The sequence below is a fragment of the Nonomuraea sp. NPDC004702 genome, from assembly GCF_053601695.1.
Window position 1 is genome coordinate 118,441 of sequence record NZ_JBSGCE010000008.1, and the last position, 24,090, is coordinate 142,530.

At 70.3% G+C, this 24,090-nt stretch carries 21 protein-coding genes; 14 read left to right on the top strand and 7 right to left on the bottom strand.

The window, feature by feature from the left end; all coding sequences use genetic code 11:
• The first annotated feature begins 20 nt into the window (after positions 1–20).
• Positions 21–1,211 (top strand): MarP family serine protease, encoded by a 1,191-nt coding sequence (locus ACWEJ6_RS13290; RefSeq protein ID WP_364327501.1) that lies wholly within the window; start codon positions 21–23, stop codon positions 1,209–1,211.
• On the opposite strand, the gene ACWEJ6_RS13295 is transcribed toward ACWEJ6_RS13290, so the two are convergent.
• The 4 genes from ACWEJ6_RS13295 to acs all read right to left on the bottom strand — a co-directional run bounded on the left by ACWEJ6_RS13295 (position 1,208) and on the right by acs (position 5,174).
• Positions 1,208–1,651 (bottom strand): DUF309 domain-containing protein, encoded by a 444-nt coding sequence (locus ACWEJ6_RS13295; RefSeq protein ID WP_358290468.1) that lies wholly within the window; start codon positions 1,649–1,651, stop codon positions 1,208–1,210. The two genes, ACWEJ6_RS13290 and ACWEJ6_RS13295, sit on opposite strands and share 4 nt — an antisense overlap.
• A gap of 15 nt (positions 1,652–1,666) precedes the next feature.
• Positions 1,667–2,584 carry an alpha/beta fold hydrolase gene (locus ACWEJ6_RS13300; RefSeq protein ID WP_387677880.1) on the bottom strand — a complete coding sequence of 306 codons (918 nt, stop codon included), beginning with the start codon at positions 2,582–2,584 and terminating at the stop codon, positions 1,667–1,669.
• The gene (locus ACWEJ6_RS13305) at positions 2,574–3,014 is read right to left on the bottom strand and encodes a phage holin family protein (protein WP_352321392.1); all 441 of its coding nucleotides are present in this window, start codon (positions 3,012–3,014) and stop codon (positions 2,574–2,576) included. The genes ACWEJ6_RS13300 and ACWEJ6_RS13305 overlap by 11 nt, the downstream gene beginning before the upstream one ends.
• A gap of 186 nt (positions 3,015–3,200) precedes the next feature.
• Positions 3,201–5,174: an acetate--CoA ligase gene (gene acs / locus ACWEJ6_RS13310; protein WP_452423688.1), complete on the bottom strand. Its 1,974-nt coding sequence runs from the start codon at positions 5,172–5,174 to the stop codon at positions 3,201–3,203.
• Between the two features lie 371 nt (positions 5,175–5,545).
• On the opposite strand from acs, the gene ACWEJ6_RS13315 reads away from it, so the two are divergent.
• From ACWEJ6_RS13315 to ACWEJ6_RS13350, 8 genes are all read left to right on the top strand, one after another.
• On the top strand, positions 5,546–6,325 hold the full coding sequence (locus ACWEJ6_RS13315; protein ID WP_358290459.1) for a Fic family protein: 780 nt from the start codon (positions 5,546–5,548) through the stop codon (positions 6,323–6,325).
• Positions 6,326–7,059: 734 nt separating this feature from the next.
• A complete protein-coding gene (gene ssd, locus ACWEJ6_RS13320; protein WP_452423691.1) occupies positions 7,060–8,100 on the top strand; it encodes a septum site-determining protein Ssd in 1,041 nt (346 codons plus the stop codon).
• Positions 8,097–9,260, top strand: a complete 1,164-nt coding sequence (locus ACWEJ6_RS13325) for a TadA family conjugal transfer-associated ATPase (RefSeq protein ID WP_452423693.1) — start codon at positions 8,097–8,099, stop codon at positions 9,258–9,260. The genes ssd and ACWEJ6_RS13325 overlap by 4 nt, the downstream gene beginning before the upstream one ends.
• A 13-nt stretch (positions 9,261–9,273) precedes the next feature.
• Entirely contained in the window at positions 9,274–9,987 is a 714-nt protein-coding gene (locus ACWEJ6_RS13330; protein ID WP_452423694.1) for a type II secretion system F family protein, read from the top strand.
• A 270-nt stretch (positions 9,988–10,257) separates the two neighbouring features.
• On the top strand, positions 10,258–11,046 hold the full coding sequence (locus ACWEJ6_RS13335) for a type II secretion system F family protein (RefSeq protein WP_452423696.1): 789 nt from the start codon (positions 10,258–10,260) through the stop codon (positions 11,044–11,046).
• A gap of 166 nt (positions 11,047–11,212) precedes the next feature.
• Positions 11,213–11,593, top strand: coding sequence for a DUF4244 domain-containing protein (locus ACWEJ6_RS13340; protein WP_452423699.1), 381 nt, complete (start codon positions 11,213–11,215; stop codon positions 11,591–11,593).
• The gene (locus tag ACWEJ6_RS13345; protein ID WP_397213596.1) at positions 11,590–11,970 is read left to right on the top strand and encodes a TadE family type IV pilus minor pilin; all 381 of its coding nucleotides are present in this window, start codon (positions 11,590–11,592) and stop codon (positions 11,968–11,970) included. Before ACWEJ6_RS13340 ends, ACWEJ6_RS13345 begins: the two co-directional genes overlap by 4 nt.
• Positions 11,971–12,198: 228 nt before the next feature.
• Entirely contained in the window at positions 12,199–12,561 is a 363-nt protein-coding gene (locus ACWEJ6_RS13350) for an Rv3654c family TadE-like protein (RefSeq protein ID WP_452423701.1), read from the top strand.
• Positions 12,562–12,838: 277 nt separating this feature from the next.
• Here the strand turns inward: ACWEJ6_RS13350 and ACWEJ6_RS13355 are convergent, their stop codons facing one another.
• Positions 12,839–13,702, bottom strand: coding sequence for an NAD(P)H-binding protein (locus ACWEJ6_RS13355; protein ID WP_452423703.1), 864 nt, complete (start codon positions 13,700–13,702; stop codon positions 12,839–12,841).
• Positions 13,689–14,057 carry a VOC family protein gene (locus ACWEJ6_RS13360; RefSeq protein WP_452423705.1) on the bottom strand — a complete coding sequence of 123 codons (369 nt, stop codon included), beginning with the start codon at positions 14,055–14,057 and terminating at the stop codon, positions 13,689–13,691. The genes ACWEJ6_RS13355 and ACWEJ6_RS13360 overlap by 14 nt, the downstream gene beginning before the upstream one ends.
• A 63-nt stretch (positions 14,058–14,120) precedes the next feature.
• On the opposite strand from ACWEJ6_RS13360, the gene ACWEJ6_RS13365 reads away from it, so the two are divergent.
• Positions 14,121–14,579, top strand: a complete 459-nt coding sequence (locus ACWEJ6_RS13365; protein ID WP_358290429.1) for a MarR family winged helix-turn-helix transcriptional regulator — start codon at positions 14,121–14,123, stop codon at positions 14,577–14,579.
• Between the two features lie 604 nt (positions 14,580–15,183).
• Here the strand turns inward: ACWEJ6_RS13365 and ACWEJ6_RS13370 are convergent.
• Positions 15,184–17,538 carry a DEAD/DEAH box helicase gene (locus tag ACWEJ6_RS13370; protein ID WP_452423707.1) on the bottom strand — a complete coding sequence of 785 codons (2,355 nt, stop codon included), beginning with the start codon at positions 17,536–17,538 and terminating at the stop codon, positions 15,184–15,186.
• Positions 17,539–17,947: 409 nt separating this feature from the next.
• On the opposite strand from ACWEJ6_RS13370, the gene ACWEJ6_RS13375 reads away from it, so the two are divergent.
• The 4 genes from ACWEJ6_RS13375 (at position 17,948) to ACWEJ6_RS13390 (ending at position 24,084) form a co-directional block, all read left to right on the top strand.
• On the top strand, positions 17,948–18,298 hold the full coding sequence (locus ACWEJ6_RS13375; RefSeq protein WP_043629845.1) for an STAS domain-containing protein: 351 nt from the start codon (positions 17,948–17,950) through the stop codon (positions 18,296–18,298).
• Position 18,299: 1 nt separating this feature from the next.
• Positions 18,300–18,725: an ATP-binding protein gene (locus tag ACWEJ6_RS13380; RefSeq protein ID WP_358290423.1), complete on the top strand. Its 426-nt coding sequence runs from the start codon at positions 18,300–18,302 to the stop codon at positions 18,723–18,725.
• A 2,239-nt stretch (positions 18,726–20,964) separates the two neighbouring features.
• Entirely contained in the window at positions 20,965–23,277 is a 2,313-nt protein-coding gene (locus tag ACWEJ6_RS13385; RefSeq protein ID WP_387677930.1) for a sodium-translocating pyrophosphatase, read from the top strand.
• Positions 23,278–23,616: 339 nt separating this feature from the next.
• Positions 23,617–24,084 carry a SixA phosphatase family protein gene (locus tag ACWEJ6_RS13390; protein WP_452423710.1) on the top strand — a complete coding sequence of 156 codons (468 nt, stop codon included), beginning with the start codon at positions 23,617–23,619 and terminating at the stop codon, positions 24,082–24,084.
• Positions 24,085–24,090: the final 6 nt, after the last annotated feature.

Below are 24,090 nucleotides of genomic sequence, written 5' to 3' on the forward strand. Positions count from 1 at the left end.
TCGCTGGTTACCTTTGAAGCGTGCGCGGTGATCTGCTTGACCTCATATTGATCGGCCTCGTGATCGCCTTCGGCGTATCCGGCTACCGACAGGGCTTCATCATCGGCGCGATGAGCTTCGTGGGGTTCGTGGGCGGCGCCGTGCTCGGCATCTTCATCGCTCCGCCGGTCGCCAAGGCCGTCGTCGACGGCGACACCCCGCAGGCGCTGCTGGCGATCGTGATCGTCTTCCTGGCCGCCACGATCGGCCAGTTCGCCTCCTCCACGGTCGGCGCGGTCGTGCGCAGCCACGTGACGTGGGAGCCGGCCAAGATGGCCGACGCGGTGGGCGGCACGTTCGCCAGCGCGCTGTCCGTGCTGGTGATCGCCTGGCTGATCGGGTCGCTGATCGTCTCCACGACGTTCACCCCGCTGGTCGACCAGGTCAAGAACTCCGCGCTGCTGACCACCGTCGACGACGCGATCCCGCAGGCCGCGCGCAACTGGCAGCAGCCGTTCAAGAAGTTCGTCGACCGGTCGGAGTTCCCGCCCGTCTTCGACGCGATCGGCGCCGACACGCTGATCGACGTGCCGCCGCCCGCGCAGAGCATCCTCCAGGGCGCCAAGCTGGGCCGGGCCCAGCGGGCCATCGTCAAGGTGCAGGGCAACGCCGAGAGCTGCAACAAGCACATCGAGGGCACCGGCTTCGTCTACGCCGACGGCCGGATCATGACGAACGCCCACGTCGTCGCCGGCGTCACCCGCGACCTTGAGGTCATCGACTACAAGAACGTGCGCCACCCGGCCAAGGTCGTGCGCTACAACCCCCAGCGCGACATCGCGATCCTCTACGTGCCCGGCCTCGACCTGCCGCAGCTCAGCTTCGAGGCCGACGGCAAGCGCGGCGCCAACGCGATCATCGCCGGCTTCCCCAGGGGCAAGGGCTTCACCGCCGAGCCGGCCCGCATCGGCGGCCGCCTCGATGCCGAGGGCCCCGACATCTACCACGGCAGCAACGTCCGGCGGAAGGTCTACGCGATCCGCGGCAAGGTGCTGCCGGGCAACTCCGGCGGCCCGCTGCTCACCGTCGACGGCCGCGTCTACGGCGTGATCTTCGCCGCCGCGGTCAGCGAGAAGGACACCGGTTACGTGCTGACCGCCGAGGAGGTCGCGCCCGACGCCGGCCAGGGCAGGAACGACACCACCGCGGCCAGCACCCAGGAGTGCGACTAGCCGGGCAGCTCGCCCAGGACCAGGGCGATCGCCTCGACGGGGTCGCTGTCCTGGGTCAGGCCGGTGACCGCCCTGCCGACGGCGTCGTAGTCGCCGCCGTACGCCTGCGCCCTGGCCGCGCCGCGGCTGAACAGGGTGACCGCGCCGCGGCCGTTGCCGCGCTGGAGGTGCGTCAGGCCGACGCAGATCTGCGCGAGCCCCTGCCACAGCTCGCGCTCCTCCTCGGGCGCGCACTTCCAGCGGCCCTCGAAGACCTCGTGCGCGTTGAACGGCAGCCCCTCGGCCAGGAAGCGCCGTGCGTCGGCGAGCGCCTGGTCGGCGGTGGGGGCGTAGTCGTCGGGGACCCGGTCGACGCCGGGCGAGCCGTAGGGGAGCGGCCTGCCGTACGCGTCGCGTGGCCTGGCGTTGCGCGGCTTGCCCTGGGGGTCGCGGTCTCTCATCGCTCGCGGGGCTTCCTATCGGTCGGGCTCGGGGTCGGCCAGCCAGCCGAGCAGCTCGGTGTCGAACACGTCGGGGATCTCTTCGTGGGGGAAATGGCCCGCGCCCTCGAACAGCCGCCAGCGGTAGGGGGCGGCGACGTACCGGCTGGAGCCCTGGGCGGTGCGCGGCAGCACGCACGGGTCGAGCGCGCCGTGCAGGTGCAGCGTCGGCGCCTCGATCTCGGTACGCATGACCCTGGCGTAGCGGCGGCCGTCGGGCCGGAGCTGGGAACGGCCGAACCAGCGGTGGTACTCCAGCGCCGAGTGGGCCACGGCGGGGATCCGGAACGCCTCCCGGTAGGTGCGCGCGGTCTCGGCGTCGGGCCAGCCGGGCGCCGACCAGCCCGCCAGGATCCGGCCGACCAGGGCGGCGTCGTGCCGGGTGAGCCGGCGTTCGGGCAGCAGCGGGAGCTGGTAGCCGAGCGCGTGCCGGCCGGCCCTGACCTGGGCGAAGTCGGTCACCAGCGCGTTGCGCAGCCGCAGCGGGTGCGGCGCCGAGACCACGACCAGCCGGCGCACGCACTTGGGGTCGAGCACGGCCATCGTCCAGGCCAGCAGGCCGCCCCAGTCGTGCCCGACGACGACCGCGCCGGTCTCGCCCAGCGCGCGGATCAGCCCGGTGGCGTCGGCGGCCAGGGTGGGCAGGTCGTAGCCGCGCGGCGGCTTGTCGCTGCCGCCGTAGCCGCGCAGGTCGGCGGCGACCGCCCGGAAACCGGCCCGGGCGAGGGAGGTGAGCTGGTTGCGCCAGGTCCACCAGAACTGCGGGAACCCGTGCAGCAGCAGGACCAGCGGCCCCTCACCGGCCTCCACGACGTGGAAGCGGGTGCCGCCGGCGTGCACGGCCCGGTGTGTCCACGGGCCGTCGATCTGGACGACCGACTCGTCAGGTGCCATCACGACTCACCGGCTGGCCCTCGGGGCTGGGCACGGGAAGCGGCTGCTCCTCCGGCGTCGCGATCTCCTTGAGGCCCTTGATCGACCTGGCGGTGCGCTTCATCCCGGCCAGACCCTTCAGCCTGCGCACGCCGACCAGCACCAGCAGGCCCGCGGCCACCAGGTAGAAGACGGTCACGATGAGGAAGGCCAGCCAGTTGGGCAGCCACTGGGCCAGCACGTACGCGATGGTGAACGAGGCCAGGATCAGGCACAGGTGCGCCATGAACGCGGCGGCGGCGAACAGGCCCGCGGCCATGCCCACCCGCTTGGCGTCGAACTTGAACTCGGCCTTGGCCAGCTCGATCTCGGAGCGGACGAGGTCGGAGATATGGCTGCTGGCCTGGGCGACCAGCGAGCCCAGGGATTCTTCCTCGGGAGTCTGCGGCATGAACGTCTCCTATCGAGGCCTGGTGGCCGTGTCAAACATCCCGTACGGACGGCTGGGCGCCACCGAACACGCCGAGGACGCTGCTACTCACAGAACTACCCGATCGCCCACGATAACGCCGTCCGGTGGAGACAGCTGAGGCGCATGCCCGGTTCGGGCATGCGCCTCAGCTGACTTGCGGCCTGATCAGTCCTCGGACTTGGCCGCGGGCAGCTTCTCGGAGATGAGGTTCATCACCGTGCTGTCGGCCAGCGTGGTGACGTCGCCGATGCTGCGGTTCTCGGCCACGTCGCGCAGGAGGCGGCGCATGATCTTGCCGGAGCGGGTCTTCGGCAGCTCGGGCACGACCAGGATCTGCCGCGGCTTGGCGATCGGACCCAGCGTCTTGGCCACGTGGTCACGCAGCTCGGCGGCGATGTCGTCGCTCTCCTCGGCGCTGCCGCGCAGGATCACGAACGACACGATGGCCTGGCCGGTCACCGGGTCGGTGGCGCCGACCACGGCCGCCTCGGCGACCTTGGGGTGGCTGACCAGCGCGCTCTCCACCTCGGTGGTGGAGATGTTGTGGCCGGAGACGAGCATGACGTCGTCGACGCGGCCGAGCAGCCACAGGTCGCCGTCCTCGTCCTTCTTCGCGCCGTCGCCGGGGAAGTACATGCCCTCGAAACGCGACCAGTACGTGTCGATGTAGCGCTGGTCGTCGCCCCAGATCGTGCGGAGCATGGCGGGCCACGGCTCACGCACCACGAGGAAGCCGCCGCCGCCGTTCGGCACGCTGTTGCCCTGGTCGTCGACCACGTCGGCGTTGATGCCCGGCAGCGGCCGCATCGCCGCGCCCGGCTTGGCCGAGGTGACGCCCGGCAGCGGGCTGATCATGATCGCGCCGGTCTCCGTCTGCCACCAGGTGTCCACGACCGGGCAGCGGTCGTGGCCGATGTTCTCCCGGTACCAGACGTAGGCCTCGGGGTTGATCGGCTCGCCGACCGAGCCCAGGACGCGCAGGCTGGACATGTCGAACTTGGCGGGGATGTCGTCGCCCCACTTCATGAACGTCCGGATCGCCGTGGGGGCGGTGTAGAGGATCGTGACCTTGTACTTCTGCACGATCTCCCAGAACCGGCCGCGGTGCGGGGTGTCCGGGGTGCCCTCGTAGATGACGCTGGTCGCGCCGTTGGCGAGGGGGCCGTAGACGATGTAGGAGTGGCCGGTGACCCAGCCGATGTCGGCCGTGCACCAGTAGATGTCGGTCTCGGGCTTGAGGTCGAAGACCGCGTGGTGCGTATAGGCCGTCTGGGTGAGGTAGCCGCCGGTCGTGTGCAGGATGCCCTTGGGCTTACCGGTGGTGCCGCTGGTGTAGAGGATGTACAGCGGGTCCTCGGCGTCGTGGGGCTCGGCGGTGTGCTGGTCGCTCTGGCGCTCGACCAGGTCGTGCCACCACACGTCCTTCTCGCCCACCGCGACGTCCTGGCCGGTACGCCGTACGACGAGCACGTTCTCCACCTGCGGGCACTCGGCGACGGCCTCGTCCACGGTGGGCTTGAGGGCGCTCGGCTTGCCGCGGCGGTAGCCGCCGTCGGCCGTGATCACGAGCTTGGCGTCGGCGTCGTCGATGCGGCTCTTGAGCGCGCCGGCGGAGAACCCGCCGAACACCACCGAGTGGATCGCGCCGATGCGGGCGCAGGCCAGCATCGCGATCGGCAGCTCAGGGATCATCGGCATGTAGATGGCCACCCGGTCGCCCTTGCCCACGCCGAGCTCCTGCAGGGCGTTGGCGGCCTTGCTGACCTCGGTCTTGAGGTCGTTGTAGGTGAGCGTGCGGCTGTCGCCCTCGGGCTCGCCCTCCCAGTGGTAGGCGACCTTGTCGCCGCGTCCCTCCTCGACGTGCCGGTCGACGCAGTTGTAGGCGACGTTGAGCTCGCCGCCGACGAACCACTTGGCGAACGGCGCGTTCCACTCCAGCGTCGTGTCCCACCGCCTGGCCCAGGTCAGCCGCTCGGCCGCGCGCTCCCAGAAGGCGAGACGGTCGGCGTCGGCCTCGGCGTAGGCGGCGGCGGTCACGTTCGCGGCCGCGGCCAGCTCAGCCGGTGGTGCGAACCGGCGATTCTCCTGCAGCAGGTTGGACAGCGCCTGGGTCTCGTTGCCAGGGGTCTCCGGGGCCACTTCGTGCTCCTTCTATGGCCAGGTGGGATAGGTCGGGTCCCACTTCACCAGCTCACGGCCTCCCCACACAAGAGGTCTAGACAGGTCTGTACCGATTCGCGTGGGTGGCCGCATGATTATCAGCTCGCATGACAAACGCAATTGAACTGTTGTCATCCTGAAATCAGGAGAATATGCGGTTCGGCGTGGCGGGAAAAAGCGGGGGTCGCCGTAGCGCCTAATCCGGCGGCGGTCCGGTCCATGGCGGGGGCGGCGTGGCGCCTCATATGGCGGTGGTCGTGGTTCGTGGCGGGGCACGGCGTGGTGCCTTTTGCGGCGGGGGGTGTGGTCCCTGGCGGGGCATGGTGTACCCGCCGGTAAGGTCGGTTTTCGTGAGTGACCCATTGGCCGTCATCGCGCGGTTCCCAGGCGTGTCCGAGGCGGTTGACGAGGCGCGGCAGGCCGTCGACCGGCTCTATCGGCATCGCGTCCTGCGCCGGGCGAGCCCGGCGGTGTCCACCGAGTCGTCCCTGCGCGGCGCGCGGGCCTCGGCCGCGATCGAGGGCGCCGACGTGCCGCTGGACGCGCTGCGCCGCGACGAGGTGCACGACCCGCTGGTCCAGGGGGCGCTGCGGGCGTCCGCGGAGATGGGCCGGCTCGGCGCCACCTGGCGGAAGGCACCGAGGCAGGTGCTGGCCCGCCTGCACACCGTCGCCGCCGCGGGGCTCGCCGACCAGCCCGCATTGGGACGTCCCCGTACGGACGACTCCGCCCCCGACCCGCTCGGGCTCGGCCCCGCGCCGGGGGCCGCGGAGACCGCGACGCGGATGGAGGCCCTGCTCCGGCTGCTGGAGGGCGCGGGCAAGGCGCCCGCGATCGTGCTGGCCGCCGTGGTGCACGCCGAGCTGGCGGTGCTGCGTCCGTTCGGTACGTGCGACGGCGTCGTTGCGCGCTCCGCGGAGCGGCTGACCCTGGTCGAGTACGGGCTCGACCCGAAATCGCTGGTCGTCGTGGAGATCGGGCACCTGGAGCTGCCGTACGCGGAGGCACTGCGGGCGTACCTGACCGGGACTCCGGAGGGCGTCGGCCAGTGGGTACAACACTGTGCCTCGGCGGTAAGCCTGGGGGTGCGGGAGACGACCGCGATCTGCGAAGCGATGCAGCGGGGCTGACGGACGGGCTGGTCACATAGCTGACGGCGTCTCGTCCGAGACGCCGTCCGCCGGTGCATCACACCGGGTTACCAAGCGTGCACCTCAATCCGTCGCAGCGGGTCAAGCCCGTCACGACGCGCCTCCCGCGGCTGGTCGCACGTGGGTGCCCGGCTGATGCACCCGGACAAGTGGTCCGTAACACCTTTCTACGTCGGATCCCCCCTGATGGGAACCCCTTGGAGCAAGACCTTTACCGAGCCGTGGAGCGGCCGGGAGGGTCCCGTTGCGGCGCCCGCGAACGCCAACCCGTTATCTACCTGTGACGATTACGGACAGTGATCGCCTTTACGTGATTGTTATGGGGTGGCGAAAAAACTTGGCGAAAATGCCAGATTACTGCTCGACGAAACTCGAGTGGATCGGGCAGCATACGGTGGTATCGCCCGAAACTGGAGCGGCTGTGTGAGGGATTGCTTTGCAAGTCTCTTGCCATGCTCCGGTGAAGTGATGAAAGCTTTCTTCTGAAACGGGACCGGCTCTACCCCCCCGGAGCCGGACCGATCAGGCGACCCCCGCTCTCCCCCCCCGGCGGGGGTCGCCCTTTTTCCGCCCCAGGACGTGCTGGGCTCACCGGTTGTCCACAGGCGGCCCGCGCCTCCGCGCCGCCGTCCCCAGAATCCCGTTCGCCCTCTCGCGGCGTCCGTCCTCCTCGGCAGGGTTGGCCTCCCACGCCCCCGCAAGAGGAGGACCCCGTGCACCGCCCCCTGGTCATCACCGAGGACCACGACCTCCTCGACGACCTGGTCCGCATCGCGGCCGCCGCCGGCGCCCAGCTCGACGTGGCCCACACCCCCGCCGGCGCCCGCCCCTACTGGAACCTCGCCCCCATGGTCGCCGTCGGCCCCGACCAGGCCGACGCCCTCTCCGCCACCTCGCCGCCCGCCCGCGACCAGGTGCTCCTGGTGACCCGCGCCCCCGACGACCCCGACACGTGGCGAAAGTGCGTGGCGGTGGGCGCCCAGGCCGTCGTACGCCTCCCGGGCGACGAACGCCACCTCGTGGAACGCTTCGCCGACGCCATGGAGCCCGAGCCCCGGTCCGGCGCGGTGACCTGCGTGATCGGCGGCCACGGCGGGGCGGGCGCGAGCGTGGTCGCCGCCTGCCTGGCCCTGCGCGCCTCGGGCGACCGCCTCCGTACGCTGCTGATCGACGCCGACCCGCTGGGCGGCGGCATCGACGCGCTGCTCGGCCACGAGGAGTCGGCGGGCGCCCGCTGGGGCGACCTCGTGGCGAGGGAGGGAAGGATCGGCTCCAGCGCCCTGCAGGCGGCGCTCCCGTCGTTCGGCGACCTCGCCGTCCTGTCCTTCCACCGCGGCGAGGTGGCCGCCATCCCGCCCCAGGCCATGCGCTCGGTCCTGGAAGCGGGCCGGCGCGGCTTCGACCTGATCGTCGTCGACCTGCCGCGCCATCTCGACCCGGCCGCCGTGGAAGCCCTCACCAGGGCGACCACGACCCTGACGGTCACCACGGCAGACCTGCGCGGCATCCTGTCCACCGTCCAGGTCCTGGGCGAGCTGCGCAAACACACCTCCGACGTGCGGGCCGTGCTCCGTCCCGGCGTCCTCGACGAGGAGACGGCCGCGGCGTCCCTCGGCATCCCCGTCGCCGCCCACCTGCCCGACCATCCGAGGCTCACCGCCACCCTCAACCGCGGCGAGCTGCCCAGGCTCGGCCCGCGCACGGTTCTCGGCACCCTCTGCGCCGCCCTCCTCCGCGACCTGCTTCCGGCATGAGCGCCGCCGAGGAGGTCTCACCGGAGCTCGTGGAGGCCGTCCGCGTCCGGCTGGCGCGCGCCGGCGTGGAGCCGACGGCGGCCCAGGTGGCCGTGGCGCTCCGGGCCGAACGCTCGGTCTATGGAGACGCCGAGATCCTGGCGGTGGCCCGCGCCCTGTGCGCCGACCTGATCGGCGCCGGCCCGCTGGAGCCGCTCCTGGCCCGTCCCGACGTCACCGACGTCCTGGTCAACGGCCCACGCGAGGTGTGGATCGACGACGGCGGCGGCCTGCGCCGCACCTCCGTCACCTTCACCGACGACGGAGCGGTCCGCAGGCTGGCCCAGCGCCTCGCGGCCGCCGCCGGCCGACGGCTCGACGACGCATCGCCTTATGTGGACGCGCGGCTGGCCGGCGGCGTCCGGCTGCACGCCGTCCTGCCGCCGATCGCGTCCGGCGGCACCTGCGTGTCACTGCGCCTGCCGCCGCGCCGCACCTTCACCCTGTCCGACCTGGTGTCGGCCGGCACGATCGCCCCGGCGGCCGTCACGGTGCTGACGGCGATGGTCGACGCCCGCCTCGCCTTCCTCGTCACGGGAGGCACCGGTACGGGCAAGACCACGCTCCTGTCGGCCCTGCTGTCCCAGGCCGACCCGGCCGAACGCCTCCTGCTGGTGGAGGACTCCGCCGAGCTACGCCCTCTGCACCCCCACGTGGTCCGCCTGGAGACCCGCCCGGCCAACCTCGAAGGAGCGGGCGGAGTGGGCCTGCGCGACCTGGTGCGCCAGGCGCTGCGCATGCGTCCCGACCGGCTCGTGGTGGGCGAGGTCAGGGGAGCGGAGGTCGTCGACCTGCTCGCCGCCCTGAACACCGGCCACGAGGGCGGCTGCGGCACGCTGCACGCCAACGCCGCCGCCGACGTGCCACCCCGCCTGGAAGCCCTCGGCTGCGCGGCGGGCCTGACCAGGGAGGCCGTGCACAGCCAGCTGGCCGCGGCCCTCGACGTGGTCGTCCACCTGACCCGCACCCGCAGCGACGGCCGAAGGCGCGTCGCCGAGATCTGCCTGCTCTCCAGAACCCCGGCCGGCCTCGTCGAGTCGCTCCCCGCCCTCACCTTCGCCCCGAACGGCTCCGCCCACACCGGCCCCGGCTACGAATCCCTGTTGCGCAGGACCTCATGAAGGCCCCCGGACGATGACCGCCGCGATCGTCTCAGCGCTGTCCATAGCCTGTGCCATCTGGCTGTGGACCGGCCCCGCCACGCCCGCCCTCCGCCTGCACGCGCTCCTGACCGCTCGCCATCGCCGTCTCCCATGGCAGCACCTGCTGCGGGCCACCCTCACCCGCCCCGGCCCTGCCCGCCGCGCCGACTCCTGGCGCCGGGCCTCCATAGAGCTGTGCCAGTCGCTCTCGGCCGAGCTCGCCGCGGGCCGCACCCCCGGTGAAGCCCTGACCCGAGCCATCGCGGCAGTCGACTTCCCCGACCCGGAAGCCCTGCGCCCAGCCCTGGCCGCCGCACGAGACGGCGGCGACGTCTCCGCGGCCCTCACGGCGGCGGCGCCGGCTCAGGGCGGCGAGGGCCTCCGCCGGCTCGCGGCCTGCTGGGACGTCAGCCTCACCGTGGGCGCCGGCATGTCCGCCCTGGTCGAACGCGTCGGCGGCACGCTCCGCGCCGCCCAGGCCCACCGCCAGGACGTCGCCGCCCAACTGGCCGGCCCCCGCACCACAGCCCGGATGCTCGCGGCCCTGCCGGTTCTCGGCCTGGTCATGGCGGGAGCGCTCGACATGCACCCGCTGAGCTTCCTGTTCGGCACCTTGCCGGGCCTGCTCTGCCTCCTGTCGGGCATCGCCCTCGACGTCTGCGGCCTGTGGTGGACCCACCGCATGGCCACCAAGGCCCAACCCTGACCCGCCACGCCCCGAACACCTGTAGGCCAGGGCTCCGGCGAGTCCTGTGGCTCTGCACTCATGCGAGTCCTGTGGCTCTGCACTCATGCGAGTCCTGTGGCTCCGCACTCATGCGAGACCCGTAGGCCAGCACTCCAGGGAAGCCTGTGAGCCCTTGTTCCGGCGAGTCGTCCTCCCTGAGTCGTGCTCATCCTCGTCCGTCCGAGTCGTCCTCATCCCCGCCGTCGAGTCGTCTTCATCCACGTCCGCCCGAACCACTGGATCCGCCCGATGCTCCCTTTGCTGTCCGCCTTCTGCGCAGCCCTCGCCGCCTTCTTGTGGTCGGCCCCACGCACCCCCGTAGACCGCCTCACCCGCCTCCTGCCCTCCCCCGACCCGCCGTCGAGCCCCGCCATCTCTCCGACGGACACCCCCGCCCAGCCCGACTGGCTTGACAAGAAGGACCCCCACCACCGCCGCCCGACCCGCAGAACCGTCACCACCGCCGCCATCACCGGCGTGATCACCGCCCTCCTGGTCGGCGGCCTCCCAGGAATCGCGGTGGCCCTGCTGCTGACCCCGGTCACCGCCCTGATGCTGCACAGGAAGGAACCCCAGCGGTCCCGTCAGGAACGCGAGCAGATCACCGCCGATCTCCCCTTCGCCGCCGACCTGATGACCGCCTGCCTTCTCGCCGGACAGCCGGTGACCGCCGCCACCGACCTGGCTGCGACCACGATCGGCGGCCCCCTCGGTCAGCGTCTGGCATGGGTGGGCAGCCAACTCCGCCTGGGCGCCGACCCCGAGCCGACCTGGGCAACCCTGGCGAAGGACCCGGCGCTGAGCCAGCTGTCGAGAGCCATGAGCCGGGCCGCGCAGACCGGCGCTCCGCTGGCGGACGTCCTGACCCGCCTGGCCGACGACGCGAGAGACACCGCCAGAGCCGCCTCACTCGCCGCCGCCCGGACCGTGGGCGTGAAAGCGGTCGCCCCGCTGGGCCTGTGCTTCCTGCCGGCCTTCGTCCTGCTGGGCATCATTCCGGTGATCGCCGGCCTCGCCTCCACGATCGTCCTGCCGTGACGTCCCGACGGCGGCGTTGTCCACAGCCTGAGAGCCGAGCCCACTGGACAATCCCCAGAACGCCATTCGGCCTGACGGCGGCTGTGCCTTCTCGGCGAATCTTGGACTCCCGCCGGACAAGACCCGGCTCCGACCACCTGGAGGCACGATGCAAGGTCCCGCCACCATGCCAGGCACCCTCAGCCCCACTCCAGCTCACGCGTACGCCACTTCATCCCTGCCCACCGCCTGCACCGAGCCGGCCACCACCGCGCCGCCCCTCGAAGCCGACGACTCCTCCAACGCCGAGCCGGAAGCCAGCCGCGCTTCCTCGACCACCTCCGCACCTCCGGGCGGACCCACCGGGCAGGGCTCGCGCTGGTACCCGGGCAAGTGGATCACCTGCGCTGTCGCGAACAGAGAGCGCGGCATGTCCACAGCCGAATACGCAGTCGGCACCATCGCGGCCTGCGCCTTCGCCGCGCTCCTGTTCAAGGTGGTCAGCAGCCCAGAGGTTCAGGAAATGCTGAAGTCCCTCATAGACCGAGCGCTCAAGATGACCGGATGACCCTCCACCAGACGCGGAACGCCGCCACCAGGCAACGGTCGGCATCACGCGGCTCGGTGACGGCCGAGACCGCCGCCATGCTGCCCGCGCTCATGATCGTCCTGGCAGCCGCGCTCTGGGCCATACAAGCGGTGAACGTCCAACTGGAATGTGTAGACGCAGCCCGAGCGGCAGTGCGCGCCGCAGCCCGAGGTGAGCCGCTGGACCAGGTCCGCGAGCTCGCCCGCTCGGCCACTCGCCCAGACGCACACGTAGAGATCACCCGCGACGCAGAATTCACTCACGTAGAGATCGCAGTAGATGTACGACCAGCTTGGGGCGTTTCGCTACCGGCCGTCCCCGTGTCGGCCTCGGCGACAGCCGCCACAGAACCATGACGTCACGCACGTACTCGCCGAAATGAGATCTGCCAGGAGGACATGAGCCCTCGTGTCCTCCTGGCAGTCGGGGGGCGAAATCTCCAACCCCTACGGCGTCTTCTACCCACAAGAAGAGACAACAACTCCGCGACGCGGCACGGAGATCGTCCGCGCGGGAGGCGCAGAAGCGTCTCAAAGCTGGGCGAAGCGACGAGCTTTCACCGATCAATCACTCCGAGGACAAGGATGATCAAGCACAAGGAACGAGGGTCGGCGACCTTATGGGGAGTGGCCCTCATGGGGCTCCTGATGGCGGTTGCCGGAGGGTTGGCCTCCGTGGGGGCGGTTCGGGTGGCTCGCCATCGGGTCGACAGCGCGGCCGATCTGAGCGCTCTGGCCGCGGCCAGAGCGGCGATCACCGATCCGGAGGGCGCTTGCGGCAGGGCGGCCGCGTTGGCCAGAAGGAACGGCGTCCGACTGGCGGCTTGTGAGATCACGGGAGAGATCGCGGATGTCCGGACCTCTCTGTCGATCACCTTGCCGATCGCCGGAGCACACACTCTGACGGGCAGGTCTCGCGCGGGGCCGGTCACGATGTCACCTGGGTAGCAACTGTTTGCAGCAGTCGGCCGTCAGGCCACCGTCCTGGGCCTTGGGGGCGCGTGACCGACCGCGACACGTGCAAGCCTGGGGGCGTGTCGCGCGAGTCCGGCGACCGGCTCCTCAGGCTGAGAAACGCGTGCCGGCGCCGTGGCCCACATGCGTGCCGCCTCCGTGGCCGCCCGCTTCGACGTGATCCAAACTGACGGCGTTGCGCCAGACGCGCTGATCGGGAGAAGGGGCGGCGTGAGCCGAGATGTCGACTCGCCTGCGCCAGCCCCGGTGTTCACTCTGCTGTCAGTCCCGCGACCAGGCCGGTAGTTGGCCTGCCGAGGAGTCGAGGAAGATCGTCACCGACCCGAGCGAAGACCCCGGCGGCGATGGTTTCATCGAGACGTGCCAAGAAGCCGGCCAGCTCGCTGTCCATCCCCGAGTTGATGAGCGCTGCCTGCAATTCTTCGGGAGTGACAGGCCGGTAGGTGACCTCGCGCTTCAGGACGACCGACATTGCTTCGGCTATGTCGGCGTAGGTGAAGTTCGTGTCGCCGGAGAGGCTGTAAGTCACATTGTCGTGCCCGTCTGTGGTGACGACGGTGGCCAACGCCTCAGCCAGGTCCTTCCGGCTGGCTGGGGCAACGACGGCGTTGCCGGTCGCGGCGGCCAGAACGCCGGAGAAGCGGGGGCCTGCCAGCGCCTGGATGTAGTTCTCGATGTACCAGGTGTTCCGCAGGATCGTGTACGTCACGCCGGAAGCGGTGAGAGCGTCCTCTGTCGCTCTGTGGTCCGCGTTGATCTCGAACCGGTCGTCGTCGGCCCGGACTCCGCTGGTGTAGTAGACGTGTCGGACCTTGGCGTTCTTCGCCGCCTTGACGATCGACTCGTGCTGAGCAAGGCGGTTCGGGTCTCTGCCCGAGATCAACACGATGTCGGAGTGCCTGGCAACCAGCGCTGCGACGCTGGCCGAATCCGACAGGTCGACGGCGGCGGTGTTGAACCCGGCGGAAGCAAGTTCCCCGAGGCGCGCTTGGTTCCGACCGGCTGCGGTGATCGTTCCTGGGCTGGTTCCCCGAGCGACCAGCGCGTCCAGGACGTGGCCACCGAGTGCCCCGGTGGCCCCGAAGACCAGGGTGCTCGCCTCAGGCGCGGTCATGGAGGGTGATCTGGTAGCCGTCGGGGTCGGCGAAGGTGAAGGTGCGGCCGAAGGGGCCGTCGATCGGGGCGGAGACGATGGTGTGACCGTCGGCGACGAGGGCGTCGTGGATGGCCTGGACGTCGGTGGCGTGGAGCCAGATCGCGGCACCGATGCCGGGCTGGGCAACGGAGGCGAGATCGGTGCCGGGAACGACCTCGCGGAGTGCGAACGCGATCGGCTTCGTCTCGAAGACGACGGCGTGCGGAGGCCCGGCCTGCGAGCGGACGAGGCCGAGGTACTGCTCGTAGAACGCTCGCGAAGCGTCGAGGTCGCGCGCTTGCAGCGAGATGAAGTCGGGGCCGGTGACGGGCATGGTGATGCTCCTTGTCGTCATGTCAGTTAGCTGACACGTCGCAATGTATGTCAGAATACTGACATGAGTCAAAACGGTGCCGGCGTCGACCTGGACAAATCGCTGGGCTACCTGCTGAAAGAGGCTTCGAGCGCCCTGCGCGCGGCCATGGAGGAGGTGCTGCGGCCACTCGGGATGACCGTGACGCACTACTCCTGCCTGGAGTTGCTGGCTCAACGGCCGGGCTTGTCGAACTCCGAGCTGGCGCGTGGCGCGTTCGTGACCAGGCAGTCGATGAACGTGCTGCTCCAGACCCTGGAACGAGACGGCTACGTGACCAGGCCAGCGGAGGCGCCCGTCGGAAAGGCTCTTCCGGCGCGGCTCACTCCTCGCGGACGACGGAGTCTGGAGAAGGCGAGCGCGGCGGTCCGGTCCGTCGAGGTCAGAATGCTGGCCGGCATGACCGACGCCGAGCAGTCGGACGCGTTCCGGATTTTGCAGAGCATGATTCATTCGCTGCGCGATGGTGACGGTGGTGCATAGCTTGTTTCTCGTGCACGGTTCGCCGCGTCGGGGCAGGGGTGCGGCCGGGCTTGGAAATCTGCGCGAGTGATCTCGAAAAACCGGCACCTTGTTCTGCGATTGAGCCGATAGATCGTCGGGCGAGCGAATTAGTGAAGGCCGTGTGGCGCAAGCTGTAGGGGCGAGGCGGAGCCCAGGGTGGCGAAGGTGCCAGGTGGGGCGTCGGGGGAGGTGTCGGTTGTTCTGCCGATCCAGCTGAGCGTGCAGGACTTACGCGCGGCCCAGGAAGTAGAGGAGTCAGCCCGTCATGGGGCTCGGCCGGAAGCGGGCCGGGAAACGGCGGGGAGACAGGCCGGGATGCGTGGCAGGAGCCGCCGCGTATCGCATTGCCCAGCTGAGCCGTCACGGACGTTCCCGAGCCCGGCCCGCTGTCCCACCCGCCACCCCTGGAGCAGCGATGGGACGACTACCTGCCCCCGTCGCCCAGGTGCATGGAGGACAGCGGCTTCTGGGAGCGTCCGCTGCTGGGCGCCGGCGATTTCTGGGCCGCCGACGATGACGATGACGCCTACGACGACGAAGAAGAGCGGGCGTGTGCAGGACGTCGGCCGGAGAAGGGTGACAGTCAGGACAGGGGGCCGGGGGTGAGGAGGATGTCCAGGAGCTGGAGCGCGCCGCGTTTGTGCAGGGGCTCGTTGCCGTTGCCGCACTTCGGGGACTGGATGCAGGACGGGCACCCGCGCTCGCACTCGCAGGACGCGATCGCCTCACGCGTGGCCGTCAGCCAGTCGGTGGCCCGCGCGTAGCCGCGTTCGGCGAAGCCCGCACCGCCTTCGTGGCCGTCGTACACGAAGACGGTGAGCAGGCCGGTGTCGGCGTGCAGTTCGGTGGAGACGCCGCCGATGTCCCATCGGTCGCAGGTGGCGAACAGGGGAAGCAGACCGATCGAGGCGTGCTCGGCGGCGTGTGCGGCGCCGCCGAGGTCGATGTCCGCCGCCGCGAGCGGCGCGACCGCCGTGGCGGGCAGGGTCCACCAGACCGCGCGGGTGCGGAGGGTGCGGGGCGGCAGGTCGAGGGGTTCGTCACCGAGCATCTCGCCTGACTGCAGGCGTCTTTTCAGGTACGAGACCACCTGCCTGGTCACCTCCACCTCGCCGAAGTGCAGCGTTCCCGGGCCGAGGGGGCGGGAGCGCTGGGTGGCAAGGATGGAGATGTCGGTGATGTCGCGGGCGAACGTGGAGTAGTCGGGATTGGCGGCCTCGACCAGGGCGACTCCGGAGTCCAGGTCGAGGGTCTCCACGAGGAAGGTCTCGCCCTGGTGGATGTAGACCGCGCCGGTGTGGACCGTGGTGTGGGCGGACGGCTCGTCCACGCTGCCGAGCAGGCGGCCGGTCGAGGACTCGACCACCTGGATCGGGGCGCCTCCACCGCCTCTGATGTCGGCGAGGTCGGTGGCGCGTTCGCGACGGGTCCAGAACCAGCCCGCGGGACGGCGTCTCAGGAGGTTCCGGGCGACCAGGTCTTCCAGGACGTCGGGGGTGGTGGCGCCGAAGACGGGCAGGTCGTCGTCCGTCAGCGGGATCTCGGCGGCGGCGGCGCACAGGTGGGGGCCCAGGACGTACGGGTTGTCCGGGTCCAGGACGATCGCCTCCACCGGCCGTCCGAACAGGGCCTGCGGGTGGTGGACGAGGTAGGTGTCCAGGGGATCGTCCCTGGCGATGAGCACGGCGAGGGCGTCCTGGCCGTCGCGTCCCGCCCGGCCGGCCTGCTGCCAGAGGGAGGCGCGGGTGCCGGGCCAGCCGGCGATCAGTACGGCGTCCAGGCCCGAGACGTCCACGCCGAGTTCGAGGGCGTTCGTGGTGGCCAGGCCCATGAGGGTGCCGGCGCGCAGGGCCTTCTCCAGGAGGCGGCGGTCCTCGGCGAGGTAGCCGGCGCGGTAGGCGGCGACCTTGTCGGGGAGGGTGGCCAGGTCTTGGACGTCGTCGGGGATGGCCCAGGTGAGCGGGCTCGCGGGGGTGGGGTGGCGCGGGTCCTGGGCGTCGGAGGTGGGGCTTGCGGTGCGGGAAGCGGAGTCCTGGGAGGTCGCGGAGGAGGCGAGCGGCGGGGGCTCGGCGCTGGGGGAGCAGTCCGCGGGCGCGGCTTCGGGCGTGGCGTGCGGGTGCCAAGGCGCGGCTTCGGGGGTGGCGTGCGGGGGCCGGGGCGCGGCTTCGGGGGTGGCTTGGGGAGGCCAAGGCGCGGTGACGGAGAAGGCGACGTCGGCGAGTTTGGCGCGGGCGGACAGGGCGACCGTCTCCGCGCCGCGTCGCGAACGCACGAACGCGAGCGTCCGTACGTTCGCCAGAACCAGGTCCGCGAGGAGGTCAGCGGTCTCCGCGGTCGCCGTGCGACGCACAGGAGCCCCTCCCTCGCCCCGCAGATCCGTCAGGGGCGGTTCCCAGAGCGCGATGGTCGTGGAACCCTTCGGCGAGGCATCGGTGGTCACCTCGTCCATCTCAAGCCCCGTCAGCCTCATGGCGAACACGCCGGGCTCGCTCGCCGTGGCCGAGGCGAGCACGAACGTGGGGCGCGAGCCGTACCGGGCGCAGACCCGGCGCAGGCGGCGCAGGATCTGGGCCACGTGCGAGCCGAAGACGCCGCGGTATCCATGGCACTCGTCCACGACGACCATGCGGAGTCGGCGGAAGAACGAGGACCACTGCGCGTGCCGGGGCAGGACGCCGCGGTGGAGCATGTCTGGATTGGTCAGGACGTAGTTGGCGTGCTGACGGACCCACGTACGTTCCTCGAAAGGAGTGTCGCCGTCGAAGCAGGCGGCGCGCACTTGCGTGATGCGCAGTTCGCGCAGGCCGCGGAGCTGGTCGGCGGCCAGGGCCTTGGTCGGCGTCAGGTACAGGACGGTGCCGCCGTCGAGGCAGGAGGCGACCGCCGGCGTGAGGTACGCCAGGGACTTGCCGGAGGCCGTTCCCGTACTGATGATCACGTTTCGGCCACGGAAAGCCAGGTCGGCGGCTTCGTACTGGTGGGGCCAGAGTCCTGTAACTCCACGGTTCGCCAAGCGCGTAACCAGGACTTCCGGAGCCCAGTCCGGCCAACGGGCTTGACCCGCCTGACGTGCTGGAACATGCTCCACATGGGTGACACGCTCATGACGTGCGGGAACTCCGAGCAGGTGGGCGAGGAGTGGACCTGCCTGTTGTGGGGAGGATGCCGAGGAAGTCACTGTTTCCAGTCTTGCATCGATGGGCAAAGTCGCCGGGAATCGTGATTTCGTATAGACACAAGCCAGACGCGTGGTTGAATGCCGCGCGTCAGGGTCGGACAGTCTGGGGCCACGCTCCAGATTGCCAGGCCCGCAAGAGTACTTTCGCAGGCGAGGCGCTGGAGGATCTGTGGATCTGAAGTTGGATCACCGCACCGAAGACCGACTCACCATCGTGGAGGTCGAGGGTGAGATCGATGTCTACACGGCGCCGAGATTGCGTGAGCTCCTCATCGACCTGGTGAACAAGGGCAACTTCCACCTTCTGGTGAACATGGAGAAGGTCGACTTCCTCGACTCCACGGGGTTGGGAGTGCTCGTCGGAGGGCTCAAGAGGGTCCGGGCGCACGACGGCTCGCTTGAGCTGGTGTGCACCCAGGAGCGCATCCTCAAGATCTTCCGCATCACCGGTCTGACCAAGGTCTTCGGGATTTACGCTTCCGTCGACGAGGCCAAGGAAGCTCACGGCAAAGACAAGTAGCATGGCTACCGTCGAGCTGACGTTCAGCGCTCTCCCCGCGCACGTGCGGACCGCCCGGCTGGTGGCCACGGCGATCGCCCGTCGTACCGGCGTGGAGGAATCGCTGCTGGACGAAGTCAGGCTCGCCGTGGGTGAGGCATGCTCCCGGGCGGTCGAGGCGCATCGACTTCACTGCCCGGGCGAGCCCATCCGCATCGAGCTACGTGACGACTCCGGGCGTTTCGAGGTCACGGTCAGCGATCTGGCCCCCAGTGACGAGATCAAGCAGGAGCAGCCGCTCGATCTGGGCATGCTCTCTGACTCGTTCATGTCAGGCTTCGGCATCGCCGTCATCTCGGGTCTGGCCGATGACGTCGAGGTCTTCCCCAGCCCCAAGGGGACGAACATCCGGATGAGCTGGCCCGCCTCCAACGGGGTGGGTTCCTGACCTGACATCGCTTGGATCGGTCCCTTGTCTCCCTAGGGGCGTGTTCGAGCTGGTCGGGTGTGGTTTTTAGGGGCGATAGACGGGGATGAGGGGATGTCCGGTTGTGGCATGCCTTCCTCCCCGTCGAGTCGCACCACGTTTCCGCATGTCCTGACGAGGTCGCTGAGTGCCTCGTTCTGTCGGCATGCCCGGACGGCCTGCGCCGCTCTGCGACAAGCGGCAGCGCGTGTGCGCACGGACGTCGGACGGCCCGGCCGCCGGATTCGGCCACGCCTGGTGCGAAGCTCGGCGAAGTCTGGTGCAGGGGTTCGGTTGGAGCGGTTCAGCGAGGTCCGGTGCAAGGGCTCGGTGCCGCAGGGACTTCGGCGTGTACCGGCCGAAGCGGCTCAGGGCGGTCCGATGCGGGGGCCTGGCATGGCGTCGAAGCAGCGTGAGGGGCGCACGCCTCTACGCCTGACGCTTCTGCGCCTGACGCTTCTACGCCGCACGCTTACGGAGCTTTGGCCTCGGAGCAGGCCAGAGCCCGGCTTCGCACGTTCAACCGCTGTGTCGTGCGGCGAGACGCCCAGGTTCCGATCGGGCGGTTGCTCTCAGGGGGCGGACTGCGGGCCGGCTGTGCAGGCGGCTCCGCAGGGCGCGGGTCAGTGGCTGGGGTCGAAGGGCCATGGTCTACGGCGGCGAAGCCGAAGGCTGAAGGCCGAAGGTCAGTGCGGCGAACGCCTGGGCTGAGGGCTGAAGGCTCAGTCGCTGCGAAGGCTCCGCATGGCGCGGTCGCGACCGAGGGGCGAAGGCCAGGGCGGCAAATACGGTCTGGGCCTGCTTGGGGTGTTTTGGTGGAGCGATGGGACTGCCCCATAGGATCTTGCTCCCCCCAGTGGTGTCTGTGGAAGGTGACGAGAGTTATCCACAGACTGTGGATGGGCGGGGGATAGTCAGCCCGGGTCGTCATGAGGCCTCGCGGTGGGGCGGCAGAAGCATGGGGTTGAGGTGGGTGACTGGCGGCGACTGGAAGGAAGGCGTGGCGGCCGCACATGGGGCTGTCAGGACTGACATCTGGAGGGCCGCGTGGGAGCTCCAGGCCGAGATTGAGGCCTCGGGTTTGGCTATTGGCTGGCGTGCTTCTCGGCCGCCGCAGGGGCTTTTGAGGCGGTGTAGAGCCTTTCGGGCCGACGCGCGAGCTGTCGGCTGTCGGGGAGGTGGCCTGGAGGGGCGGGGCGGTGTCGGCCAGGGGCCCGATTGGCGCCCGCTCGGGAGGTCAAAGGGGGGGCGTACGGCATTGGGAGGCGCCGGGCTGTCGGGGAGGTGGTCTGAGGGGCGCGGTGGTGTCGGCCAAGGGCGTGAGTGCTGGCCGACGGGAGGTCATGGGCGGCTCGCGGCACTGGGAGCGCCGGGCTGTCGTGGAGGTGGTCTGGAGGGGCGGGGCGGTGTCGGCCACGGCCCGAGTGGTGCCCGGCCGGAGGACAGGGACGGCGTACGGCTCCAGGAGGCGGTGGGGGGCCGGGTCGCTGGGCCCGCGTCGGTTGGTCGCGTCCGGTGGGCCGTGTCGCGGGAGGCGCGGCGGCCGGGCAGCTCCGGCGGGTCATGTCATCGGCTGCGTCGACCGGGTGTCCCTACGAGGCCGTGTCATCGGGCCGCGTTGGCTGGGACGTGTCCTGGCGGGCTGTGTCATTGGGCCGCGTCGGCCAGGGGGCGTTCGGCGGGCCGTGTTGCTGGGGCGCGTCCGTCGGACGTGGCGTCCCGCCGCATCTCGCGGAGGTGGCGCGCGGAGGGAGCGCGGAGGTGGCATCCGGCGGTCGCGTCTGGAGGTCGCGCCAAGCGGTGCTGCCAAGCGGTGCTGCCAAGCGGTGGTGCCGGGGTGGTGCGGGGGACTCGGGTGGCCGGTGGGGAGCTGGTGCTGGTGCGGGTGGCGGGTTGGTCGGCGTGTCGTGGGGATTAAATCTGGGTTTCGGGCGGTCCGATTTGTGGGGTTGTCATGCCCGTAAACCTGAGGAAATTTCGCCTGTCAGATCTCAAACCGGCCCGCTGTCAGGGGATTACTGAACGCCCGCGCAAATAGCCGCCCCGAGAGCCTTCATATCCGTTCAGTGCCTGCGTAGACTCCCGGCACCGGCCAAGGTGATCCGGCGGAACCGCGGATTCAACCGGAAGCGGCACCCACAACCCGGATGGTGCCGCACCCGCCCGCCGAGAAATCCGCAGCACCGTTCGGGCAGGACGACCGGTCTTGCCGAGGAGAACGATGAGCAGGCACATGCTGGCATTGGCGCCAGCGCCCAATCTGTCCCTGAGCGGTAACAATCTCACCATCGTGATCGTGGTCGCCGCGGTCGCGCTGATCGCGCTAGCCGTCGCCGGCGGCCTCGTACGCGAGGTGCTGTCCGCCGGCCAGGGCACCGAACGCATGCAGAACATCGCGCGAGCCGTGCAGGAAGGCGCGGCTGCCTATCTCACGCGCCAATTCCGCACACTGGCGATCTTCGTGATCGTCATTCCCTTCCTGTTGCTCTTGCTGCCGGGCGAAATGGACGTACGCGTCGGTCGCTCGATCTTCTTCGTGGTCGGTGCGGTGTTCTCCGCATTGACCGGATTCATGGGCATGTGGTTGGCGGTGCGCGGAAACGTGCGCGTCGCCGCCGCGGCCAACGAGTCGGGCGAGAAGCGCGCCATGCGCGTCGCCTTCCGCACCGGCGGCGTCGCCGGCATGTTCACCGTCGGCCTCGGGCTGCTCGGTGCGGCCGTGGTCGTCTTCATCTACCAGGGCGAGGCGCCCCACGTTCTCGAAGGCTTCGGGTTCGGGGCGGCGCTGCTGGCGATGTTCATGCGAGTCGGCGGCGGCATCTTCACCAAGGCCGCCGACGTCGGCGCCGACCTGGTGGGCAAGGTCGAGCAGGGCATCCCCGAGGACGACCCGCGCAACGCCGCGACGATCGCCGACAACGTCGGTGACAACGTCGGCGACTGCGCGGGCATGGCGGCCGACCTGTTCGAGTCGTACGCGGTCATGCTGGTCGCCAGCCTCATCCTGGGCAAGGTGGCCTTCGGCGAGCAGGGCCTGATCTTCCCGCTGATCGTGCCCATGATCGGCGTGCTGACGGCGATCATCGGCATCTTCGTCACGGGGCTGCGCGACCGCGACCGCAGCGGCATGGCGGCGATCAACCGCAGCTTCTTCATCTCGGCCGGGATCTCGGCGGTGCTGGTCGCCGCGGCGGCCTTCTGGTATCTGCCCAGCAGCTTCGGCGCCCTGTCGGGCTCGACCGTCACCTCCGACGCCGACCCGCGCCTGATCGCGGTGGGCGCGGTGCTGATCGGCCTGGTCCTGGCCAGTGCGATCCAGCTGCTGACCGGCTACTTCACCGAGACCAACCGCCGTCCGGTGCGCGAGATCGGCGAGAGCTCGGCCACCGGGCCGGCCACCGTCATCCTCGCCGGCATCAGCGTCGGCCTGGAGTCGGCCGTCTACTCGGCGCTGATCATCGGCGGCGCGGTCTACGGGGCGTTCCTGCTCGGGTTCGGGAACGTCACGATCGCGCTGTTCGCGGTGGCCCTGGCCGGCACCGGCCTGCTGACCACGGTCGGCGTCATCGTCTCCATGGACACCTTCGGCCCGGTCTCCGACAACGCCCAGGGCATCGCCGAGATGTCCGGCGACGTCGAGGGCGAGGGCGCGCGGGTGCTCACCAGCCTCGACGCCGTCGGCAACACCACCAAGGCCATCACCAAGGGCATCGCCATCGCCACGGCCGTGCTGGCGGCGACGGCGTTGTTCGGCGCGTTCCGCACGGCGGTGGAGGACCAGCTCTCCAAGGCCGGCCAGGACATCAAGGCGGCGCTGGGCGCCTTCTCCACCTTCAGCCTCAGCATCGACCAGCCGAACGTGCTGGTGGGGCTGATCGTCGGCGCCGCGGTGGTGTTCCTGTTCTCCGGCCTGGCGATCTCCGCGGTCGGCCGCGCGGCCATGCGGGTGGTCTTCGAGGTACGCGACCAGTTCCGCAACAAGCCGGGCATCATGGACGGCACCGAGAAGCCCGAGTACGGCCGCGTCGTGGACATCTGCACCCGCGACTCGCTCCGCGAGCTGGCCACGCCCGGCCTGCTGGCGGTGATGACCCCGATCGCGGTCGGGTTCGCGCTCGGCTACGCGCCGCTCGGCGCGTTCCTGGCCGGCGCGATCGCCTGCGGCACCCTGATGGCCGTCTTCCTGGCCAACTCCGGTGGCGCCTGGGACAACGCCAAGAAGCTGGTCGAGGACGGGCACCACGGCGGCAAGGGCTCCGAGGCCCACGCCGCCACGGTCATCGGCGACACGGTCGGCGACCCGTTCAAGGACACCGCGGGCCCGGCCATCAACCCGCTGATCAAGGTGATGAACCTGGTGGCGCTGCTGGTCGCGCCGGCCGTCGTCCTGTACGCGGGCAACGCCGCGCTGCGGGTCGGCATCACGGTGGTGGCGGTGGCGGTGGTCGTGGCGGCCATCGTCGTCTCCAAGCGCAGGTCGGTGACGAGCGAGCCGGCCAACAACGACCGCGAGCACGAGCCCGTGGCCTCGTAACGACCGATCGACGAGACGCCCGTCCCGGCCAGGGGCGGGCGTCTTCGCATGCGGGTGGGTGGCGCGGGGACGGCGGGGGCGCGGTGGGAAACTGGGCGGGTGGAAGAGGACAACCGGCCCTCGGGCGGGAAGACGCTGGGCCTGATCCTGCTGGCGATGCTGGTCATCCTGGGCGTGATCATCGGGCTCGGGATCTGGGCGTCGAAGGGATGACGTGCCGGACGATGACGTGCCGGACGATGACGTGCCAGATGGTGACGTGCCAGATGGTGACGTGCCAGATGGTGACGTGCCGGGTGATGACCTGTCGAGGGGATGACGTGCCGAGGTGATGACGTGATGCGGACCCTGATACTGCTCCGCCATGCCAAGGCCGCGCAGGTGCCCGGTCTGGCCGACCGCGAACGTCCGCTGACCGAGCGCGGCGAGCGGGACGCCAGCCGGGCCGGCGACGAGATCAGGGCGGCCGGGCTGAGCCCCGACGCGGTGCTCTGCTCCCCGGCGCTGCGGACCAGGCGGACCGCCGAGCTGGCCTTCCCGGGCATGGAGATCAGCTACGAACGCGACATCTACCAGGCATATCCCGAAGAACTGCTCGAACTGCTCCGCAGGACCGACCCGGAGCTGGGCACGGTCGTGTTGTGCGGGCACAATCCTGCGGTGCACGAGCTGGCCCTGCAACTGGGCGGCGGCGACTACGGCTTCCGGCCGGGGGCGTTCGCGGTGATCCAGGTGGAGGCGGCGTGGGTAGACCTGTGGCCGGGGGAGGGACGCCTGGTCACGCACTGGGATCCCAAGGAGCACTGACCGGGG

Excerpts from the sequence above, each read along its gene's own strand:
- ACWEJ6_RS13295 (WP_358290468.1), bottom strand. The coding sequence starts at position 1,651 with ATGAGAGACCGCGACCCCCAGGGCAAGCCGCGCAACGCCAGGCCACGC.
- ACWEJ6_RS13300 (WP_387677880.1), bottom strand. The coding sequence starts at position 2,584 with ATGGCACCTGACGAGTCGGTCGTCCAGATCGACGGCCCGTGGACACAC.
- ACWEJ6_RS13305 (WP_352321392.1), bottom strand. The coding sequence starts at position 3,014 with ATGCCGCAGACTCCCGAGGAAGAATCCCTGGGCTCGCTGGTCGCCCAG.
- ACWEJ6_RS13325 (WP_452423693.1), top strand. The coding sequence starts at position 8,097 with ATGAGCGCCGCCGAGGAGGTCTCACCGGAGCTCGTGGAGGCCGTCCGC.
- ACWEJ6_RS13330 (WP_452423694.1), top strand. The coding sequence starts at position 9,274 with ATGACCGCCGCGATCGTCTCAGCGCTGTCCATAGCCTGTGCCATCTGG.
- ACWEJ6_RS13335 (WP_452423696.1), top strand. The coding sequence starts at position 10,258 with ATGCTCCCTTTGCTGTCCGCCTTCTGCGCAGCCCTCGCCGCCTTCTTG.
- ACWEJ6_RS13340 (WP_452423699.1), top strand. The coding sequence starts at position 11,213 with ATGCCAGGCACCCTCAGCCCCACTCCAGCTCACGCGTACGCCACTTCA.
- ACWEJ6_RS13345 (WP_397213596.1), top strand. The coding sequence starts at position 11,590 with ATGACCCTCCACCAGACGCGGAACGCCGCCACCAGGCAACGGTCGGCA.
- ACWEJ6_RS13350 (WP_452423701.1), top strand. The coding sequence starts at position 12,199 with ATGATCAAGCACAAGGAACGAGGGTCGGCGACCTTATGGGGAGTGGCC.
- ACWEJ6_RS13355 (WP_452423703.1), bottom strand. The coding sequence starts at position 13,702 with ATGACCGCGCCTGAGGCGAGCACCCTGGTCTTCGGGGCCACCGGGGCA.
- ACWEJ6_RS13360 (WP_452423705.1), bottom strand. The coding sequence starts at position 14,057 with ATGCCCGTCACCGGCCCCGACTTCATCTCGCTGCAAGCGCGCGACCTC.
- ACWEJ6_RS13365 (WP_358290429.1), top strand. The coding sequence starts at position 14,121 with ATGAGTCAAAACGGTGCCGGCGTCGACCTGGACAAATCGCTGGGCTAC.
- ACWEJ6_RS13380 (WP_358290423.1), top strand. The coding sequence starts at position 18,300 with ATGGCTACCGTCGAGCTGACGTTCAGCGCTCTCCCCGCGCACGTGCGG.
- ACWEJ6_RS13385 (WP_387677930.1), top strand. The coding sequence starts at position 20,965 with ATGAGCAGGCACATGCTGGCATTGGCGCCAGCGCCCAATCTGTCCCTG.
- ACWEJ6_RS13390 (WP_452423710.1), top strand. The coding sequence starts at position 23,617 with ATGCGGACCCTGATACTGCTCCGCCATGCCAAGGCCGCGCAGGTGCCC.